Consider the following 19,783-nt stretch of genomic DNA (forward strand, 5'->3'; position numbering starts at 1 on the left):
GATGCGCCGCGGGCGGCCCGTGGTCAGCTGCTCAGCCGATCAGCGCTTGATCGCCTGCTGCCATTGCTTCAGGAATGCAAGCCGCTTCGACTGGTCGAGATAGACGAGCAGGCCGGTGCCGATCTGGATCGGTTTCAGCGAATCGCCGAGTTCCTTCGTGAGGCTCGCGGCCGACGTTTCGCCGGTCACGTCCGCACGGATCGCGTACAGGTTCGCCTGATTCGCGATCAGCGTCTGGCCGCGCTGCGACAGCAGGTAGTCGACCCACAGCTTCGCGGCGTTCGGGTTCTTCGCCTTCTTCGAGATCGTGGCCAGGCGGCTCACGACTTGTGTGTAGTCCTTCGGAAACACGTAGCCGATCGACTTGTCCTTCTTCGCCTTCGCGTACGCATACGAGCCGATGATGTTGTAGCCGATCAGGTTCTCTCCGGATGAAATGCGCTCCATCATCGCGCCGGTGCTCGACTGCAGCTTCGGGCCGGTCGCGCCGATCGCCTTCACGAGCTCCCACGTGACCTTCTCGTTCACGTGCGCGTCCTGCGTCAGGTAGTTGAAGCCGACACCCGACTTTTCGATGTCGTAGGTCGTGACCTTGCCCTTGAACTTGTCGGCCTGCGTGGTGAGCAGCTTGATCAGGTCGGCGCGCGTCTTCGGCACCTCGTTCTCGGGGATCAGGCGCTTGTTGTAGACGATCGCGAGCGGCTCGAACGTCGTGCCGTACGCCTGCTTCTGGTATTGCGCCCATTGCGGCACGTTCGCGCTTTCGGGCGAATCGTACGACGCCATCAGGCCGTCGTTGACGAGCTTGACCTGCAGGTCCATCGCGGAGCTCCACAGCACGTCGGCACTCGTGCTGCTCGCCGCGTTCTCGCTGATGTAGCGGTTGTACAGCTCGGTGCTGTTCATGTCGTTGTATTCGACCTTCACGCCGTACAGGCTTTCGAAGTCCTTGATCAGCGGGCGCACGAGGCCCGTGTCAGTCGTCGAGTAGACGATCAGCTTGCCTTCCTTCTTCGCGGCGTCGACGACGCCTTGGTAGTTACCCGGATACCCGGCCGGGACCTGCGCGACGGCGGCGCCGGCGGCGGTGCCCAGGACGATCGCCAGCGCGGCGGTGAGCTGCTTCGGTGCAAACGGCATGTCTTCCTCCAGTGATGCGTGTGTGTTGTTCGAGTGACGCGGATGTTAATTGCGAGGCACTTTCAGCCTGCTTTCATTTCGGTTCACAATAGCGTCCTTTGTGTCATGGATTTCCCGAGGTCCCCATGCGTGTGCTGCTCGTAGAAGACAACCCGAACCTGGCGCAGTCGCTGAACGACGCGCTGAGCGCCGCGCGCTTCGCGGTCGATCACATGGCGGACGGGGAGGCGGCGGATCACGTGCTGCGCACGCAGGACTACGCGCTGGTGATCCTCGATCTCGGGCTGCCGAAGCTCGACGGGCTCGAGGTGCTGCGGCGGTTGCGCGCGCGCCGCAATCCCGTGCCGGTGCTGATCCTGACCGCGCACGGCTCGGTCGAGGACCGCGTGAAGGGGCTCGATCTCGGGGCCGACGACTATCTCGCGAAGCCGTTCGAACTGACCGAGCTGGAGGCGCGTGCCCGCGCGCTGATCCGGCGCAGCCACGGCCACGAGCATTCGCGGGTCGCATGCGGGCCGCTTTCGTATGACAGTATCGACCGCAGCTTCCATCTCGCCGGCGAAGCGCTGCCGCTCACGCCGCGCGAGCGCTCGGTGCTGGAGGTGCTGATCCTGCGCAACGGTCGCGCGATCAACAAGGAGACGCTGTCGGAGAAAATCTTCGGGCTCGACGAGTCGGTCAACGCGGACGCGATCGAGATCTACGTGTACCGGCTGCGCAAGAAGCTGGAAAACACCGGCGTCGCGATCGTCACGCTGCGGGGGCTCGGGTATCTGCTCGAAGCGAAGGCCGCCGGATGAACCCATCCCACGCTCGCTGGCTTTGCACGGGACCGGAGTGCGCGCTGAAGCGCAATGCCGGATCGACACGTCCGCTGCCTTCCGAGGGGGCGCATGCCGTGCCTGGGGCGGCCCGGCGGGAGACATGATGATCCGCCGACCGAACCTGCGCACGCAAGTCGCGCTGTGGCTGCTGCTGCCGCTGCTCGGGCTGCTCGCGCTCGACTCGTGGCTCACGTACCAGCGCGCGATGAGCGCCGCGCACGTCGCGTTCGACCGCACGCTGTCGTCGTCGCTGAAGTCGATCCGCGAAGGCGTGCGGCTCAACGACGGTGAGATCGAGGTCGACCTGCCGTATCTCGCGCTCGAGATGTTCGAGTCGGGCGACGGCGGCAAGATCTACTACCTGATCCGCGAGGACAACGGGCACACGATCACCGGCTATCCGGACCTGCCGCTGCCGCCGGGTGACGGCGCGCTGTTCGTCACGCGCTATTACAACGTCGTCTATCGCGGCGAGCAGCTGCGCATGGCCGCGTTGCGCGTGCCGGTGCACGACGTGCCGACCGCGCAGACGCGCATCGTGTGGGTGATGGTCGGCGAAACGATCGAGGGGCGCCAGGCGCTCGCGCGCGAAATCCTGATGGGCTCGCTGCTGCAGGAAGGACTGCTTGTCGTGCTCGCGCTCGGGATCGTGTGGCTCGGCGTCGGGCGCGGGCTGCGGCCATTGAACCGGCTCTCCGCGAAGGTCGCCGCGCGTACCGACGGCGATCCGACGCCGCTCGACACCGGCGGCATGCCGAGCGAGCTCGCGCCGCTCGTGGAATCGATCAACCAGTACATTGGCCGCACGCAGCAGATGCAGGTCGCGCGGCGGCGTTTCTTCGCGGACGCGGCCCATCAGCTGAAGACGCCGCTCGCGGCGGTGCAGGCCGGCGTCGAACTGGCATTGCGGCCGGACGAGCAGCCGCGCGTGAACGTGCACTTGCGGCGCGTGAACGGCGCGGTGCGGCAGGCCGCGAAGATCATCCAGCAGCTGCTGTCGCTGTCGCGGCTCGATTCGGACAGCGGCCAGGCGGTCGCGCACCAGCCGGTCGCGTTGCATCGGCTGGCGCGCAACGTGACGCTCGACTGGTCGCCGGTGGCGCGGGCGCGCGACATCGATCTCGGCTTCGAGCACGAGGCCGACGTCGACGTGCACGGTCAACCGGACCTGCTCGGCGAAATGATCGGCAACCTGATCGACAACGCGATCCGTTATTCGGGCGACCGCGCGGTAATCACGGTGCGCGTGTCGCGCGACGGCGAGCATGCGCGGCTCGACGTGATCGACAACGGGCCGGGCATTCCGGCGGGTGAGCGCGACGCGGTGTTCGAGCGCTTCCATCGTGGCAGCAAGACGCAGACGGTCGAAGGCACCGGGCTCGGGTTGTCGATCGTGCGGGAAATCGCGCGCGTGCATCATGGCAGCGTGACGCTCTCCGATGCGGCGGGCGGCGGGCTGATCGTGACGGCGATGCTGCCGACGGTTCGGGCGGCGCAGTAGCAGTCGCGGCGATCGACGCAACCGAGGTGAATGGCGGCGGAGGGCGGCGACGGAAACGATATGCCGTCCGCCGCTTCGACCGGTCACCTCAGTCGCTGAACCCGATCTCAGCTTCGAGCGACTGCCCGACTTCGAGCCACGCGCCCGCGCCTTCGACGACGATCGCGTTGATGCCGAATGTCAGCGCGTCGTCGTAGTTCGGATGCGCGCGATAGGTCTGCATCGTGTCGGTCGGCTCGTGCGGCCATGCCGGATCCGGCGCGCCGGTCACCTGGTCGATCGTCGGCATCGGGCAGCGCGTGCACAGCTTCACGAGGCGCAACCGCACGCGCGTCGCGCCTTCCGCGTCGAGATGCTCGACGAAATCCTCTTCGTACGCATCGAGATCCGACACGACGATGTTCGGGCGGAAGCGGTTCATCGGAATCGCCGGCGCGCCTTTCGCGACGAGCTTCGCGTTCAGGTCGTCGAGCGACGACTGGCCGATCACGAGCAGCGGGTAGCCGTCCGCGAACTGCGTGTGCGTGTCGATGTCGCCGGTCCATTTGCGGTTGCAGCCACGGCGCGACTCGGCACCGAAGCGCGCGAGCTTCAACGGCATGCCGAGGAATTCGGTGAGCCACGCGGCCGTCTCGGCGCCCGTGTCGATCGCGTCGACGGTGTCGCGCCAGACGGTCGCGGCCATCTTCGGCGTGGCGGGTGTTGCATCGCCGTCGAGCGGCGTACGGATCTCGGGCATGCCCGGCGCATTCAGCACCAGCGCATCGTGTTCGAGCGCGGTGCGGATCAGCGCGAGGCGCGGGTGCGTGCGCTGCGTGATCATCATCCCGTCCGGGGTGGTGATCAGCCAGTGGCGGTCGTACGCTAGGCCCGTTTCGAGCAGCTGTGCGCGCGACAGCGCGATGCCGGCGCAGGATTTGATCGGATAGACGAAGAGTTCGGAGATGGCTGGCATGACGCTGGCTGACGAAGGCGGGATGGTCGAATCGCGATTGTGCCAGATCATGCGAAAGCCGTTTGGGCGGTTGCAGGCCGCCGCGCCGTGCGGCCGGTCACGCCAGCGGAAAGCCGAGGTCGAAGGTCGTGCGCACGTCGAGTGGCTGGCGCAGCAGCCCGGCCTTCAGGTAGAAGTCGGCCGTGCGTTGTTGCCCGGCGATCACCGTCGCGTCGATCGGCAGCCACCGCGTGTTGCGGCGCTCGAACTGCAGCTTCGCGGCAGCCGGCGGGATGCCGACGATGCGCGCGAGCGTCGCGGAATACGCGTCGACGTGCCGGTACGACCAGGCCTGCGCGCGCACGACGCGTTGCAGGAAGTCGCGCAGCACGTCGCGCTTCGATGCGATCGCCGCGTCGGTCGCCGCGACGTAGCTGAGGCCCGACCACAGGCCGCGGCCGTTGACGAGCACGCGTGCGCGGCCGCTCGTTTCGGCGAGCGCGGTATAGGGTTCCCACGTCGCCCACGCGTCGATCGAACCGGTTGCGAGCGCAAGCATCGTGTCGGCCGGCGGCAGGAAGCGGAACGATACGGCATCGGGCGGCAGGGCTGCGGCTTCGAGTGCCTTCAGCGTGACGAAATGGCCGATCGAGCCGCGCGTGGTGCCAATGCGCTTGCCTTTCAGGTCGGCGGCGTCCTTCAGCGTCGCATCGGGCCGCACGAGCAAGGCGGTGCCGTACGGGTCGGACCGGTTCGCGCCGATCACCTTGATGCGCGCACCCGATGCGAGCGCGAAGATCACCGGCGCGTCGCCGATCGGTCCGCAGTCGACGGCCGCCGCGTTCAGCGCTTCGGCCAGCGGCGCAGCGGCCGGGAATTCGGTCCATGCGATGTCGTAAGCAAGGCCGTTCAGTTCGCCGGCCGCTTCGAGCAGCGCGCGCAGCCCGCCCTTTTGGTCGCCGGCACGCAGCAGCGGTCGCGTGCCCGATTGCGCGTGCAATGCGGTCGGAGCCACGCCGACGGCGGCGGCGAGGGCGCTCGCTTGCGCGAGGAAGTGACGTCGGGTCGGATTCATCGTGAAGTTCGGTCGATTGGAGGAAACGGTTCAGAGATTCAATGCGCAAGCCCGGCCTGCACGTCGCGCACCGGTTCAGCGTCCACACGCAGCAGCAGCGCGGTCAGCGGATCGACGTTCGCGGGGGCGGCGGAAGGCCGTGCGGTCGCGTCCGAGCGGCACAACAAATCGTCGGCCGACCAGCCCGCGCTGCCAGGCAACGCGCGCGCCCGCAGCCAGCCGCGCCGGTCGGCAAGCAGTTGCGTGCCGCCGAACGTCTCGGGCGACACGCCGGCGATCGTCGCGAACGCTTGCCATGCGCCGGGCGTCGACGCGACGCAGTTCGCGCGCGAGCCGGTGGCCGGTGGCGCGGGCGTGTCGCCGGCGGTGACGAGCAGCGTCTGCCAGCGCGGATCCTCCGTCGGCGGCGCGCTGCCCGGCGCGAGCGCAACGATGCGCACGCGCTGGCCTTCGCGCCAGCGCTCGAGCGGCTGCGGCGCGGCGCTGCCGCAACGCACGTCGAGCGCTGGCAGCGGAACGGGCGCGGGCCATGCACCTTCCGCCTGCGCGCCGCTGCCGGCCGACAGCGCCTTCAGGTAAGCGAGCACGGCCCACGTGTCGCCGGGGCCGAGCGTCGTGGCAAAGCCCGGCATCGACGACGCGCCGCGCGCGTCGTGCGTACCGTGCCGCACGCGCCAGTACAGTTCGCCTTCGAGCCGGCGGGCGAGCAGCGCGCCCGCGAAGGTCGGCGGCCAATGCGCGAGCGTTGCCGCGAGCGGTCCTTCGCCGCGGCCGTCCGCGCCGTGACACGCCGCGCAATGCCGCGCATACAGGTGCGCACCGCGCATCACGTTCGCGACGGAAAGCGGCGCGGGGTTGCGCTGGAAACTGGTCGGCACCGCGGGTGCGAGCCACAGCGACGCCGGTGGCCACGGCGCGAGCCACGCGGCGGCCAGTGCGGCGATTGCCGATGCCGCTCGCCACTTGCGCGAAACGAGCGCGATGCACGCCAGCGCCACGGCGAGCGCGGTTGCCGCGCAAGCGAACGCAAGCTGTCGCGTGAGCCCGGCATCGATGCGCAGCGTTTCAAGCGCGATCCGATGCGCCCAGGGCCACGCGGCCTGTCCGTCGGCGTCCCCGGTCAGGCCGGCCGCATGCAGTGCCCGGGCGAACGCGATCTGCGCGCGATACAGCAGTTGCAGGAACAGGAGTGCCCAGTCGGCGAACGGCGGTGCATTCATCGGCGCGGCCTTTGCCGTGCGCGGGCCATCCCGCTGGCGGCACCCGGCATCTACCAGCTCGAATCGAGTCCGAGATGCCGCAGCGCTTCGTGGCGCAGTTCGGCGAGACGCGGGTCGCCGCGATGGCGCGGATAGGGCAGGTCGACACGCAGTTCCGCGACGATCCGTGCGGGACGAGGCCCGAATACGATCACGCGCTGCGCGAGAAACAGCGCTTCCTCGACATCGTGCGTGACGAGCAGCGCGGAGAACCCGTCGCGCTGCCACAGCGCGGTCAACTCGGCCTGCATCGTCAACCGCGTCAGCGAATCGAGCTTGCCGAGCGGCTCGTCGAGGATCAGCAGGCGCGGATCGTTGACGAGCGCGCGGGCGAGCGCGACACGCTGCGCCATCCCGCCCGACAGCTGATGCGGAAACACGTTCGAGAATTCCTGAAGTCCGACGCGCGCGAGCGCATCGTCGACGCGATGCTGCGCGGTGCGCGCCACGCCACGCGCCTCGAGGCCGAGCGCGACGTTCGCGCGCACGCGGCGCCACGGGTAGAGCGTCGGATCCTGGAACACGACGATGCGCGACGGATCGGGCCTTTCGATCGGCACGCCGTCCTGCACGATTGCGCCTTGTCGAGCGGCGTCGAGGCCCGCGACGAGCCGCAGCAGCGTCGATTTTCCGCAGCCGCTCGGGCCGAGCAGCGCGACGAATTCGCCGGCCGCGACCGACAGCGTGACGTCGTCGAGCACCGGCAGCGGGCCGCCGGGGCCGTCAAACGCATGGCTCACGCGGCGGATGTCGATGCGCGCGCCGCGCGCCGTCGTGGCATCGGGCGTGACGGGTGCCGTGGAGACGGACGATTCGAGAGCGGCGGCGCTCACCATTTGACGGTTCCTTTCTGCCATGCGAGCACACGGTCGCGCACCGCGAACAGCAGCGCGATCAGCCCGGAAAACAGCAGCGCCATCACGATCAGCGCCGCATACATGTTCACGTACGATGCCCAGCCCTGCGCCCAGCTCAGGTACCAGCCGAGCCCCGACTTGACGCCCATCATCTCGGCGACGACGAGCACCGTGAACGATGCGCTCAGCCCCATGAAGATGCCGACGAACACATGCGGCAGCGCGGCGGGAATCGCGACGCGCAGCACCAGGAAGCGCGCGTTCGCGCCGAGCGTGCGCGCGACGTCGTAGTACTGCCGGTTCACGCTCGCGACCCCCGACCACGTCAGCACCGCGACCGGGAAGCCGGTCGACAGCGCGATCAGGAACGCAGCGGCCGAATAGCTCGTCGGGAAGAAGTAGAACGTGAGCGGCAGCAGCGCGGTGGCCGGCACCGGGCCGAGCACGCGCAGCACCGGATGCACCCAGTAGCCGATGCGGCGCGACCAGCCGATCGATACGCCGACCGCGAACCCGACCGCGACGCCGTACGCGAACCCGAGCGAAAGCAGCTTCAGCGTATTGGCGGCGCTGCCGGCGAGGCGCGGCCAGTCGTCGACGTAGACCTCGATCAAGGCCTGCGGCGGCGCGAAGAACGGCGTCGGCAGCCAGCCGGTCTTGGCCGTGACGATTTCCCACGCGGCAAGCACGAGCGGCAGTGCGACGAGCCACGGGCCGGCCGGGCGCACGCGTGCAAGCCGCAGGCGCGTGGCCGGCACGCGATGGCCAAGCGTCGCGGCGACCAGCAGCAGCGCGGCGATCGCCCACGCGGCGATGCCGAACGTGTCGGTGTATGCCCAGTCGGTGAAACCGACGACGCGGTTCGGCCACACGTAAGTCACCGCGCCGAGCGCGGCCCACGCGAGCGCCGCGACGACGCCGGTCGGCCAGGTACGCGCACGGCGGGCTTCGGCCGCGAGCGTCGCGTCGCAGGCCGTGCATGCTGCGCGGGACGTGGCCATCGCGGTGGCGGTGCTGTTCGTTGCGGATGCCGTTCGCGCGGCGGACGCGTGTTCGATCGTCGACATCGCGTCACCCCAGCACGTTCGCATAGACCTGCTGCGCGAAGCGCTGCGGGTCGGTGCTCTTCTTCAGCACGCTGATCCGGCGGAAATCGTCCGCGTAGAACGCGATTTCCTGCTGCAGGTCGACGTTGGTCGGGTGGTGTGTGTAGGTCAGCGTCGCGTACAGCTTGCGCAGGTCTTCGGGATTGATCTTCGGCGAATACTTCGCGAACGCCTTCGCGGCTTCATTCGGGTTGTCGTGCGTGTATTCGGTTGCCTGCACGATCGAGCGCGCGAGTGCGGCGGCCGCCGGCCGGTCGTTGCGTACGAGGTCGCCGCGCGCGCCGATCACGCAGCACACCTTGCGCGCGTATTCGCCGGACAGGTTCGTCGCGAGTTCCGTATACGCGCCGTTGCTGCGCTTCTCGAGGAGATAGAGATTCGGGTCGCCGTCGGCGATCGCCTGGATCTCGCCCTTGTCGACCGCGACGCCGAGCAGATCGGCCGGATACTGCCGCCACGTGATGTCGCGTTCGGGATCGATGCCGTTCTTTGCCAGCAGGATCGAGAAGAAGTGCTTGCCGGGCGCCGCGAGATCGCTGACGCCGACCGTCTTGCCCTTCAGCGCCTGCAGCGTCGTCACGCCGGCCGCCTTCGCGCCGAGCAGCCGCACGCAGCCGCCGTGCGAGCTGCCGATGATCTTCACGTCGAAGCCGGCTTCGAGCGGCTTCAGCCAGCGGTGGATCATCCCGACCGCCGCGTCGGCCTTGCCGGTCGCGATCGATTCGAGCAACTGATCGGTCGATCCGCTGTAGTTGACCAGCTCGACCTTCAGTCCGTTCTTCTCGAAGAAGCCGTTCTCCTGCGCGACGACGATCGGCGTCAGGCAGAACGCGTTCTGGTTCCACGCGAACGTGAGCTTCTTCAGCGGTGGCGCGGACCATGCGTTGCGGCCCAGCGTGATCGCCGGCGCGGCGAGCGCGGCGGCGCCGGCCGCGCGCAGCAGCCGGCGGCGCTTGTCGTCATGGGCGCCGGTCGGCGCGGGGGCGGTGGTATCGGTCATCGTGTGGTCTCCGGTTCCGGTCGTGCGCAAGGGCGTTCAGTCGAGCAGGTCGGGTTCGTCGGCGACGACGCCTGCGAACAGGCTGTCGAACGCGTGCAATGCGCCGTCGGGGCCACCGATCTGGCCGTGCGTGTGTCGCGCGGTCGCGTGGTCGATCGGTTGCGGCGTGCCGGCCGCTTCGGCCAGCAACTGCGTGTGCGCGGCGTTGTCGAGCGCGATGTACCACCACGCGGCGGCCTCGACCGTCGGGCCGGCCGTCAGGATGCCGTGGTTCTTCAGGATCACGCCCTTGTGCGTGGTGCCGTCGGGCTTCGCGAGCGCGCCCGCGATCCGTGCGCCTTCGCTCGTGTCGACGACCATGCCCGTGAAGTCGTCGAACAGCGCGTGATCCTCGTAGAACACGCACGCGTCCTGCGTCAGTGGACCGAGCGGGCGGCCGAGCGTCGACCATGCCTTGCCGTAGGTCGAATGCGTGTGCGCGGCGGCGACGATGTGCGGATGCGCGTCGTGAATCGCCGCGTGGATCGCGAACGCGGCCTTGTTCAGCGGCCGGTTGCCGATCGCAGTTTCACCGCGTGCGTTGACGAGCAGCAGGTCCGATACCTTGATCCGCGAGAAATGCACGCCGAGCGGATTCACCCAGAAGTGATCGGGCAGTTCGGGGTCGCGCGCGGTGATGTGGCCGGCGAGGCCCGACGCGAAGCCGAAGCGCGCGAACAGGCGGAACGCGGCCGCGAGCCGCTCCTGCCGGTGACGGCGCTCGGCGGCGACGTCGACGCGCGGCGCGGGCGGGTCGAACCAGAAATGCTGGCGCGGCGTGTCGGCGAGGACGAGGCCCGACGCGGTGCGTGCGGGCGATGACGAAGCCAGGACGGCGGACATGGTCGGCGTCTCCCTTTGGGTCAGGCCGCGCGGCGTGCCGCGTCGCGTGCCGCGACGGCGCTGCGCACGCGCGGAATCAGTTCGCGACCGTAGTCGATTGCGTCTTCGAGCGGATCGAAGCCGCGGATCAGGAACGTCGTCACGCCAAGGTCGTAGTAGTCGAGCAGCGCGTCGGCGACCTGTTCGGGCGTGCCGACCAGCGCGGTCGAATTCGAGCGTGCGCCGGTGAGCTTCGCGATCTCGGTCCACAGCCGCTTGTCGACGCGCGAGCCGCGTTCGGCCGCGGCAAGCAGGCGCCGCGCGCCTTCGCTTTGCTGCGGGCCGCCGCTGCCGAGGCCGGCCGCTTCGCGCACCCGGCGCGTTTCGTCGAGGATCCGGTGCGCGCGCGCCCATGCTTCGTCTTCGGTCGCCGCGAGGATCGGCCGGAACGACACGGAGAAGCGCACCTGCCGGCCGTGCTTCGCGGCTTCGGCGCGCACGCGGGTCGTCAGGTCGCGCACCTGGTCGAGCGATTCGCCCCACAGCGCATAAACGTCCGCGTGCTTGCCGGCGACTTCCAGCGCCGCTTCCGAGGCGCCGCCGAAGTAGATCGGCACGTGCGGCTGCTGAAACGGCTTCACCTCCGAAAAGCCCTGCTTGAAGCGGTAGTGCGCGCCGTCGTGATCGAACGGCTGCGTTTCGGTCCAGATGCGGCGCAGGATGCCGAGATATTCGTCGGTGCGTGCGTAGCGTGCGTCGTGGTCGAGGAAGTCGCCGTCGCGCTGCTGCTCGCTGTCCGAGCCGCCGGAGATGAAGTGCACGGCGAGCCGGCCGCGGCTGAACTGATCAAGCGTCGCGATCTGCCGCGCGGCGAGCGTCGGCGCGGTGAAGCCCGGCCGATGCGCGAGCATGAAGTGGATGCGCTCGGTCGCGGCGGCGGCGAACGCGATCGTCAGCGTCGCGGACGGGCCGGTCGAGTGGTGCGGGACGAGGATCCGGTCGAAGCCGGCCGTTTCATGTGCGCGGGCGAAGTCGCGCACGTAATCGGGGTCGACGACGGGGCCGGCGGGCGGATGGATTTCCGACTGCTTCTGGCTCTGGATCATGCCGATGAATTCGACGCTCATCTGGGTCTCCGATGCAAGGACGGCCCCACGCATCCAGCAACGGCCGGCGGGGGCGGGAATGGAGCGCAGATTACCGCCGGGATCATGCGGAATGGAAATAATCAATCCCGAATTGAATATCAGATTTGCATGGTTTGGCCGCGTGTGCATTGCGCATACGCTGTGGGCTCGCGATGGTGTTGAAAGGGGGCGGGGCGTGCCGGGCAGGGCTGTTGCGCCGGGCAGAAACCGGATCCGCATGCGGTCCGGGATGTGCGGTCCGGTTCGAATGCCGATGCGTGCGCACGCATGCGCGGCAAACGTCCGCGAACCGGCGCGCGAGTGCGCAACCGCAACCGATCGCCGCCGGCTTCACGCGCCGCCGCGCCGTCCGCCAATCGATCTCCGCCATTGCCGCCGTTGCGTTACCCCGCTATCCAGTCACCGAGGGAACCCGTACCGATGTCCGCCAGACTTGCTGCTTCCTCGCCGCTACCGTCGCAGTCGTCGCTGCGCCATCTGCCTGCCGACGATGCGCGCGTCGCGGTGCTGCTCGAGCGTCTTGCGCCCGAACTCGCCGCGGACGCCGCCCGCAACGACGTCGACGGCCGCTTCCCGCACGAGAACTTCGCGCGGCTGCATCGCGCCGGGCTGATCGCGCAGGTCGTGCCGCGCGAGCATGGCGGCGCGGGCGCGACGCTGGCGCAGGCGAGCCGGATCGTGGCCGCCGTCGCGCGCGCCGATCCCGCGACTGCGCTGGTGCTGACGATGACGTATCTGCAGCATCGCGCGCTCGGCCGTGCGGACAACCGCTGGCCCGCGCACGTGCGGCGTGCGGTGTTCGACAGTGCGGTCGCCGAGGGCGCGCTGATCAACGCGTTGCGCGTCGAACCGGCGCTCGGTTCGCCGTCGCGCGGCGGCCTGCCCGAAACGATTGCGCGTCGCGACGGCGACGGCTGGCGCCTGTCCGGCCACAAGCTGTACAGCACCGGCATTCCGGCGCTGCGCTGGCTCGCCGTATGGGCACGCACCGACGAATCCGAGCCGCGTGTCGGCGTATTCCTCGTGCCGCGCGAGCGCGATGTGGAGGACGACGCAGGCATCCGCGTGATCGAAAGCTGGAACCACCTGGGCCTGCGCGCATCGGGCAGCCACGAGGTCGTGTTCGACGACGTGCGGCTGCCCGCCGATCATGCGGTGGACGTGCGCGCGCCCGATGCGTGGGCCGTATCGGCCGCGAGCCATGCGGATATCGACGCGCAGGCTGACCAGCAGGCGTGGATGGTCGCGTTGCTCGGCAGCCTCTACGATGCGGTGGCGCGCGCGTCACGCGACTGGCTGCTCGAGTTCGCGACGACGCGCGCGCCGAGCGGGCTCGGGGCACCGCTCGCGACGCTGCCGCGCATGCAGGAGGCCGTCGGCGAGATCGAAGGGTGGTTGCACACGAACCGCGTGCTGCTCGACGAACACATCGCGCGCACCGATGCGGGCGACGCACCGACGGTGACGACGAGCGGCCTCGTCAAGCGAACCGTGACGGAGCAGGCGATCCGCACGGTCGAGCACGCGTTGAAGCTGTCGGGCAATCACGGGCTGAGCCGCCACAATCCGCTCGAACGTCATTATCGCGACGTGCTGTGCAGCCGCGTGCATACGCCGCAGGACGATGCGATCGCGGTCGCCGCCGGGCGTGCCGCGCTCGACGCCGCGGCGCGAAGCGCAACCGAGAACGCCAGCGCGGAGGCTGGCGGGACGTCACGCGGCGCACCGGTTTCCGGTCGAAGCGGTGCGTGAGCGGGGCCGCATGACGGTCGGCGCAAACGGGACACCGCGGTGCCGGCGTCGCAGGCCTTGGTCAAGCTCAAGCGGCTTCGTCGTGCGCGGCGGCATCCGCGGGCAGTGCGAATGCCGCGCGCGCATGGGCGCCCACGGCCGCGAGCGGCGCCGCGAAGCGTGCGGCGTCCTGCCGGTGCAGCAGCCACAGATCGATCTGCGGCTTGAAATCGGCGAGCGGCACGATGTCGACCGCATCGCGCAGCGGGCTGCCTTCGACGAGCGGCATCGGCATCAGCCCGATGCCGATGCCGTTCGCGACGCTCTGCAACTGCAGGTCGCGACCATATGTGTCGAGCGTGACGGGCATCGGCAGCCCCTGCGCGTCGAGCGCGCGGCGCAGGCCCGCACGAAAGCCGCAGCCGTCGGGATTGAGCACCCAGCCGCGCGCATGGCAGTCGGCGAGCCGGTAGCTGCGGCGCGGCCAGTCGCCCTTGCGGCCGACCGCGACGAGCCGGGTGGCCAGCAGCCGTTCGCCCTCGACGTGCGGCGGCAGCACCATCTCGCGGGCCAGAAACACCAGCGCCGCATCGAGTTCGCGGCGCGCGACGCGCTCGACGAGCATGCCGCCCCAGGCGGTCGTGACCTGCGTGGCGAGCGCCGGCCATTGCCCGGCGATCCGCGCGATCAGGCCGGGCAGCATCAGTTCGCCAAGCCCTTGCGTGAGGCCGACGCGGAATTCGCCGGCGGGCGGCCGCTGGCCGGCCGTCAGTTCGCGCAGCGCATCGACCTCGCGCAGGATCGCGCGGCACTGCGCGAACACCTGCAGGCCGATGTCGGTCGGGCGCGGCGGTTTCGTGTTGCGGTCGAGCAGCGTCGCGCCGAGCGCTTCCTCGAGATTCTGCACGCGCCGTGTGATCGCCGGCTGCGTCATCCCGAGCTCGGCCGCGGCCTGGCTCAGCGTCTGGCAGCGGACGACCGCTGCAAAAGCGTCGATATCGCTAATTTTCATGTTTGTTCTGCATGATCTTTCGGGTGATCATGACGATTCATCATATTCGGCATCATATTCGAGGAGGCAGCCGATGAGTACGCTTTCGTTGCATCAGACGCCGCTGCGTCCGTTCGTCGACGGCCTGGGCGCGCTGCTCGCGTCCGGCGCGAACGAGGCGCGCATTCTCGACGAGGGCGGCGCGCTGCTTGCCGCGCTCGTCGCGCACGACGACTGGCTGCCCGACGCGTTCGCGCAGCCCGATCCCGAGCGCTACCGCCAGTACCTGCTGCATCTCGATCCCGACGATCGGTTCTCCGTCGTCAGCTTCGTGTGGGGGCCTGGCCAGACGACGCCGATCCACAATCACACGGTGTGGGGGCTGATCGGCATGCTGCGCGGCGGCGAGTTTTCGCAGCCGTACCGGTTCGACGCGAACGGCAGGCCGGTGCCGTCGGGTGATGCGGTGCAACTGCGGCCGGGCGACGTCGAGGCCGTGTCGCCGAGCATCGGCGACGTCCATCGCGTGACCAACGCGTTCGCCGACCAGGTATCGATCAGCATCCACGTGTACGGCGCGAACATCGGCAAGGTCGAGCGCGCGGTGTTCCTGGACGACGGCACCGTGAAGCCGTTCGTGTCCGGCTATTCGAACGTATGACGCCGAAAGTCGCGGGCGTTCCGTTGCGAGCGCACGCCCGCGGCCTCGGGCTTCAACCGTTTTCCGTTTGCTTTTTTCACCGACTTCAACAGAATCCGACAGAGACATCGTGACGCAATCCGTTGATTCCACTTCCCGTTTCCCCGTCGCGTCGTACCAGGACGTACGCGCGCGCCTCCTGGCCCGCGACGAGCTCGCGCTGATCGACGTGCGCGAGGAAGATCCATACGCGCAGGGCCATCCGCTTTGGGCTGCCAACTTTCCGCTGTCGAAGCTCGAACTCGACGCGTGGACGCGCATTCCGCGCCGCGACACGCCGATCGTCGTGTTCGGCGAGGCCGGCGGCGAGGATCTCGCGCCGCGCGCGGCCGCGAAGCTCGCGCAGCTCGGCTATACCGACGTGCGGCTGCTCGACGGCGGTCTCGCGGGCTGGCTCGCCGCGGGCGGCGAGCTGTTCATCGACGTGAACGTGCCGAGCAAGTCGTTCGGCGAGTGGGTCGAGGCCGAGCGCCATACGCCGTCGCTGTCCGCGCAGGAAGTGCAGGCGCTGATCGACGAAAAGGCCGACGTCGTGATCGTCGACGCGCGCCGCTTCGACGAATACCAGACGATGAACATCCCGACGTCGACGAGCGTGCCGGGGGCGGAACTCGTGCTGCGCGTGCGCGCGCTCGCGCCGAACCCCGCAACCCGGGTCGTGGTGAACTGCGCGGGCCGCACGCGCAGCATCATCGGCACGCAATCGCTCGTGAACGCAGGGCTGCCGAACCCGGTCGCGGCACTGCGCAACGGCACGATCGGCTGGACGCTCGCGGGCCAGACGCTCGAGCACGGCGCCGCGCGACGCTTTCCCGACGACGTCGAACCCGCGCAGCGTAAGGAAGCCCGTCGCGCCGCGCGCGCGGTGGCCGAGCGCGCCGGCGTGCCGCGCATCGCGCTCGCGGACGTCGCGGCGCTCGACGAGCCGGGCCGCACGCTGTACCGCTTCGACGTGCGCACGCCGGAGGAATACGAGGCCGGCCATCTGCCAGGCTTCCTGGGCACGCCGGGTGGCCAGCTCGTACAGGAGACCGACCATCACGCGCCCGTGCGCGGCGCGCGAATCGTGCTTGCCGACGACGACGGCGTGCGCGCGGACATGACCGCGTCGTGGCTCGCGCAGATGGGCTGGGACGTGCGCGTGATCGAGCCGGCCGGCACGGCGGCCTTCACCGAGCGCGGCCAGCCGCCGCGCGACGTGCCGGCGACGCCGCAGGTGACCGAGGTGTCGCCCGCAACGCTCGCGGGCTGGCTGAAGGAGGCGGCCGCGGGCGAGGTCGCGATCGTCGACGTGACGACCAGCGCGAACTACGTGAAGCGCCATATCCCCGGCGCGTGGTTCGTCGTGCGTGCGCAGTTGCGCGACGCGCTCGCCGCGATCCCGCCGGCGAAGCGCTATGTGTTCACGTGTGGGTCGAGCCTGCTCGCGCGGTTCGCGGCGGACGACGCGCGCGCGTTGCTGCCGGCTTCCGCGGCGATCACGGTGCTGACCGGCGGCACGGCCGCGTGGATCGACGCGGGGCTGCCGCTCGCGCACGGCGAGACGCATCTGGCGTCGCCGCGCGTCGACCGCTACCGGCGCCCGTATGAAGGCACGGACAACGCGGCCGCCGCGATGCAGGCGTATCTCGACTGGGAATACGGGCTGGTCGACCAGCTGAAGCGCGACGGCACGCACCACTTCAGCGTGATCTGACCGCAACGCGGCAACCGGTGTGCGGCACGACATGCGCCGCGCCCGGTTGCCGCGCGCTCAGTGGCGCATCGCATCCGGCGCGTTCAGTCCACTCAGCGCTTGAACGTATCGACGGCCGCGCGGCCGACGGCCGGATCGTCGGTGAAGAAGCCGTCGATGCCCGCGCGCAGGTACGCCTGGATCTCGCGCACCGAGCCCTCGGTGTTGCGCGTGGCCGGCGTGCCGCCGTCCTTCAGCGACGCGGGCAGGAAGTTGTTCTCCGGACGGAACGTGTACGGATGCACGACGAGGCCGGCTTCGTGCGCGTAACGCACGTACGGCGTCGGCTGCTGCAGCGTGCCATCGGCGGCGACCGCGATGATCGATGTCTTGTACGGGCCGACGCCGTTCGCATAGGACGCGATCTCGCGCATTCCGTCGCGCGTCGACAGGTCACCGTAGGTGCGCTTGTCGTTCGCCTTCACGAAGTCGTACGGACGCTGATCGGCTTCGTCCATCAACTGCACGAGCTTCCAGTTCGGCTGGCTCGTCTTGATCCGGTTGCGGATCGTCTTCAGGTTCGCCACTTCGAACGACTGGATGTAGACGGTCGCCGTGCGTGCCGTGTACGGATCTTTCAGCAGCGCGTCGACGAGACGGTCCTCGAGCGGCAGGCCGACCGACTGGAAGTAAGTCGGGTGCTTGGTTTCCGGATACAGGTGGATCGTGCGGCCGGTCTGCGCGGCCATCTGTTTCGCGAGCGCGACGATCTCGTCGAAGGTCGGAATCTCGAACTGGTCGTTGTACGCGGTGTTCGCCGGGCGGACCTGCGGAATGCGCTCGCGGGCACGCAGCGTCTTCAACTCGGCGAGCGTGAAGTCCTCGGTGAACCAGCCGGTCAGCTGCGCGCCGTCGATCGTCTTGGTCGCCTTGCGGCTCGCGAACTGCGGCAAGGTCGACACGTTCGTCGTGCCGGAGATTTCATTCTCGTGGCGCGCGACGAGTACGCCGTCGCGAGTCGAGACGAGATCGGGTTCGATCACGTCCGCGCCGTCCTCGATCGCCTTGCGGTACGACGCGAGCGTGTGTTCGGGGCGCAGCGCGCTCGCGCCGCGATGGCCGACCACCTGGACCTTCGGGGAGATCGGCTGCGTCGGATCGGATGCCGACACGTCGTCACCGCCGCAGGCGGCGAGCAGGAGGGCGGCGGCACAGGCGAGCGGGATGCAGCGCAGGGCGGTCGGGCGCGTGAAGAGCATGGTGGAGAACCTTCGAAACGGAAGTCAGTGAAAGGGCGGTCGTTCCGGCGGGTGCGGCCTGTCTCGGCGGGCCGCGCGGGATCGAACGGGACGCGATCGTCGCATCAGATAATTACATATGTATTACTCACGCCTTTCTTTTTCGTTGCAGCGCAAAACGTACGGGATGGCCGGATAGTGCAACCGCGCTCGCGGCGCGATCCGGCCGTCGCCGGGAGCCGGCGCGCCGGATGCACTAAACTTGCGGGACTTTTGCATCGCCGCGCCGGGCCGACGCCCGCTCGCGCGCGACGATGCGGCGACTCGCGGGCCGGCGCGGGCGCCCGGCGTCAGTGTGCGTCCGGGGCCCGCGCCGGCCGATTTTTACCGACCCATGACGACTCATACCGATCCCGCCTATCTGCTCGGCGACCTGCTGAAGAACGTTTCCCGCTCCTTCTACCTGACGCTGCGCGTGCTGCCCGACGGCATGCGCGACCCGGTCGGCCTGGCCTATCTGCTCGCGCGCGCGGCCGACACGATCGCCGACACGGCGCTCGTCGCGCCCGATCGCCGTGCGGCGCTGCTGACCGACCTGCGCGACGAGGTCGAGCGGCTCGGCGACGGCGCGGCGCTGTCGCGTGCGCTGGAGGAGGTGACGCGGATGCAGACGGATTCGCACGAGCACGTGCTGCTCGGCTCGATGCAGCCGATGCTCGCGCTGCTGCGCGCGCAGCCGGAGGCGGATCGCGCATCGATCCGCAAGGTCGTCGCGACGCTGACGTCGGGGATGGAGTTCGACCTGCGCACGTTCCCCGACGAACAGTCGGGGGAGGTCGCGTCGCTGCCGGACCGCGACATGCTCGATCGCTACACCTATCTGGTCGCCGGCTGCGTCGGCGAATTCTGGACCGACATGACCGGTGCGCACACGCGCGCCGCGCGCGGTTGGGACCTGGCGGACATGCGTGAGAAGGGCATTCGTTTCGGCAAGGCGCTGCAGATGACCAACATCCTGCGCGACTGCGCGAAGGACCTGCGGATTGGCCGCTGCTACCTGCCGGACGACGTGCTGGCCGCGCACCGCCTGGGCGTCGCCGACCTGATGTCGCCCGACGCGTCGGCGCGCGCGCGCGGCGTGCTGGTCGACCTGCTGCGCGTGGCGCTCGATCAGTATCGCGACGCGTGCCGGTACACGCTGGCGATTCCGCGCCGCTTCGTGCGTCTGCGGCTCGCGTGCCTGTGGCCCATCATGATCGGCCTCGAAACGCTCGAACTGCTGGCCGGCCATGACGCGTGGCTCGATCCGGCGAGGCCGGCGAAGGTGCCGCGCAAGCGGATCTACCGGATCATGGCGTCGTCGCTCGCGCTCGTCGGCTCGAACGCGGCGATCCGTGCGCGCATGAACGCGCTCGTCGACGCGGTGAACACGCGGATCGGGCAGGCGTCCGCGCGCTGAGTTGTGCTGCACGATGCCGGCGCGACAGGCGCGGGCATCGCCCTCGGCCCGCGTTCGCCGGGCCACTCCCGTCTGATTCTCCCCACACGGACTGAAACGTTTACACGATTTCGCTTCCCGAAACGTGGGTGTCATGAATGTCAGCGATCCTGCGCGGCGGCGTGAATCGCGGCACCAGCCGAGGTCGCGCTTTTGTAAGAAGGTTGTTGCCGAAGGCGTCTGACGACATTGGACGGTCGCGATGCACCAGTAAAAATGTAAAGCTAGGGTTTTCACCGGGAAAT

Annotated in this window: 16 protein-coding genes and 1 pseudogene; 6 read left to right on the forward strand and 11 right to left on the reverse strand. The window is 69.1% G+C overall.

Features of this window, described 5'->3' with window-relative positions:
* Positions 1-39: 39 nt before the first annotated feature.
* A complete protein-coding gene (locus DIE11_RS11505) occupies positions 40-1,140 on the reverse strand; it encodes an ABC transporter substrate-binding protein (protein ID WP_059599295.1) in 1,101 nt (366 codons plus the stop codon).
* A gap of 125 nt (positions 1,141-1,265) precedes the next feature.
* Here DIE11_RS11505 and DIE11_RS11510 point away from each other — a divergent pair, with 125 nt between their 5' ends.
* Positions 1,266-1,940, forward strand: coding sequence for a response regulator (locus DIE11_RS11510; protein ID WP_124623730.1), 675 nt, complete (start codon positions 1,266-1,268; stop codon positions 1,938-1,940).
* Between the two features lie 127 nt (positions 1,941-2,067).
* Entirely contained in the window at positions 2,068-3,465 is a 1,398-nt protein-coding gene (locus DIE11_RS11515) for a sensor histidine kinase (RefSeq protein ID WP_185633750.1), read from the forward strand.
* An 88-nt stretch (positions 3,466-3,553) separates the two neighbouring features.
* Here the strand turns inward: DIE11_RS11515 and DIE11_RS11520 are convergent, their stop codons facing one another.
* The 8 genes from DIE11_RS11520 to DIE11_RS11555 form a co-directional block, all read right to left on the reverse strand.
* A complete protein-coding gene (locus tag DIE11_RS11520) occupies positions 3,554-4,420 on the reverse strand; it encodes an MOSC domain-containing protein (RefSeq protein WP_124623733.1) in 867 nt (288 codons plus the stop codon).
* Between the two features lie 97 nt (positions 4,421-4,517).
* The gene (locus DIE11_RS11525; RefSeq protein ID WP_124623736.1) at positions 4,518-5,474 is read right to left on the reverse strand and encodes an ABC transporter substrate-binding protein; all 957 of its coding nucleotides are present in this window, start codon (positions 5,472-5,474) and stop codon (positions 4,518-4,520) included.
* A 38-nt stretch (positions 5,475-5,512) separates the two neighbouring features.
* Positions 5,513-6,694, reverse strand: coding sequence for a cytochrome c (locus DIE11_RS11530; RefSeq protein ID WP_124623739.1), 1,182 nt, complete (start codon positions 6,692-6,694; stop codon positions 5,513-5,515).
* A 50-nt stretch (positions 6,695-6,744) separates the two neighbouring features.
* Positions 6,745-7,569, reverse strand: a complete 825-nt coding sequence (locus DIE11_RS11535; protein ID WP_059679642.1) for an ABC transporter ATP-binding protein — start codon at positions 7,567-7,569, stop codon at positions 6,745-6,747.
* Positions 7,563-8,657, reverse strand: a complete 1,095-nt coding sequence (locus DIE11_RS11540) for an ABC transporter permease (RefSeq protein WP_124623742.1) — start codon at positions 8,655-8,657, stop codon at positions 7,563-7,565. The genes DIE11_RS11535 and DIE11_RS11540 overlap by 7 nt, the downstream gene beginning before the upstream one ends.
* Before the next feature lie 4 nt (positions 8,658-8,661).
* On the reverse strand, positions 8,662-9,696 hold the full coding sequence (locus tag DIE11_RS11545; protein ID WP_124623745.1) for an ABC transporter substrate-binding protein: 1,035 nt from the start codon (positions 9,694-9,696) through the stop codon (positions 8,662-8,664).
* Between the two features lie 36 nt (positions 9,697-9,732).
* Complete coding sequence (locus DIE11_RS11550) at positions 9,733-10,578, reverse strand: class II aldolase/adducin family protein (RefSeq protein WP_124623748.1); 846 nt, start codon at positions 10,576-10,578, stop codon at positions 9,733-9,735.
* 20 nt (positions 10,579-10,598) lie between these two features.
* Positions 10,599-11,684, reverse strand: coding sequence for an LLM class flavin-dependent oxidoreductase (locus DIE11_RS11555; RefSeq protein WP_124623750.1), 1,086 nt, complete (start codon positions 11,682-11,684; stop codon positions 10,599-10,601).
* A 441-nt stretch (positions 11,685-12,125) separates the two neighbouring features.
* On the opposite strand from DIE11_RS11555, the gene DIE11_RS11560 reads away from it, so the two are divergent.
* On the forward strand, positions 12,126-13,457 hold the full coding sequence (locus DIE11_RS11560; protein WP_124623753.1) for an acyl-CoA dehydrogenase family protein: 1,332 nt from the start codon (positions 12,126-12,128) through the stop codon (positions 13,455-13,457).
* Positions 13,458-13,524: 67 nt separating this feature from the next.
* Here DIE11_RS11560 and DIE11_RS11565 read toward each other — a convergent pair.
* A pseudogene (locus DIE11_RS11565) lies at positions 13,525-14,504 on the reverse strand (LysR family transcriptional regulator).
* A 17-nt stretch (positions 14,505-14,521) separates the two neighbouring features.
* On the opposite strand from DIE11_RS11565, the gene DIE11_RS11570 reads away from it, so the two are divergent.
* Positions 14,522-15,088 (forward strand): cysteine dioxygenase, encoded by a 567-nt coding sequence (locus tag DIE11_RS11570; protein WP_124623756.1) that lies wholly within the window; start codon positions 14,522-14,524, stop codon positions 15,086-15,088.
* A gap of 109 nt (positions 15,089-15,197) precedes the next feature.
* On the forward strand, positions 15,198-16,823 hold the full coding sequence (locus tag DIE11_RS11575; protein WP_124623758.1) for a rhodanese-related sulfurtransferase: 1,626 nt from the start codon (positions 15,198-15,200) through the stop codon (positions 16,821-16,823).
* A gap of 92 nt (positions 16,824-16,915) precedes the next feature.
* Here the strand turns inward: DIE11_RS11575 and DIE11_RS11580 are convergent, their stop codons facing one another.
* Positions 16,916-18,061, reverse strand: coding sequence for a glycerophosphodiester phosphodiesterase (locus tag DIE11_RS11580; protein WP_124623761.1), 1,146 nt, complete (start codon positions 18,059-18,061; stop codon positions 16,916-16,918).
* A gap of 373 nt (positions 18,062-18,434) precedes the next feature.
* Between DIE11_RS11580 and DIE11_RS11585 the strand changes: the two genes are divergently transcribed.
* Positions 18,435-19,499 carry a phytoene/squalene synthase family protein gene (locus tag DIE11_RS11585; protein ID WP_124623764.1) on the forward strand — a complete coding sequence of 355 codons (1,065 nt, stop codon included), beginning with the start codon at positions 18,435-18,437 and terminating at the stop codon, positions 19,497-19,499.
* Positions 19,500-19,783: the final 284 nt, after the last annotated feature.

Source organism: Burkholderia sp. Bp9012 (assembly GCF_003853825.1).
Lineage (GTDB): Bacteria > Pseudomonadota > Gammaproteobacteria > Burkholderiales > Burkholderiaceae > Burkholderia > Burkholderia diffusa.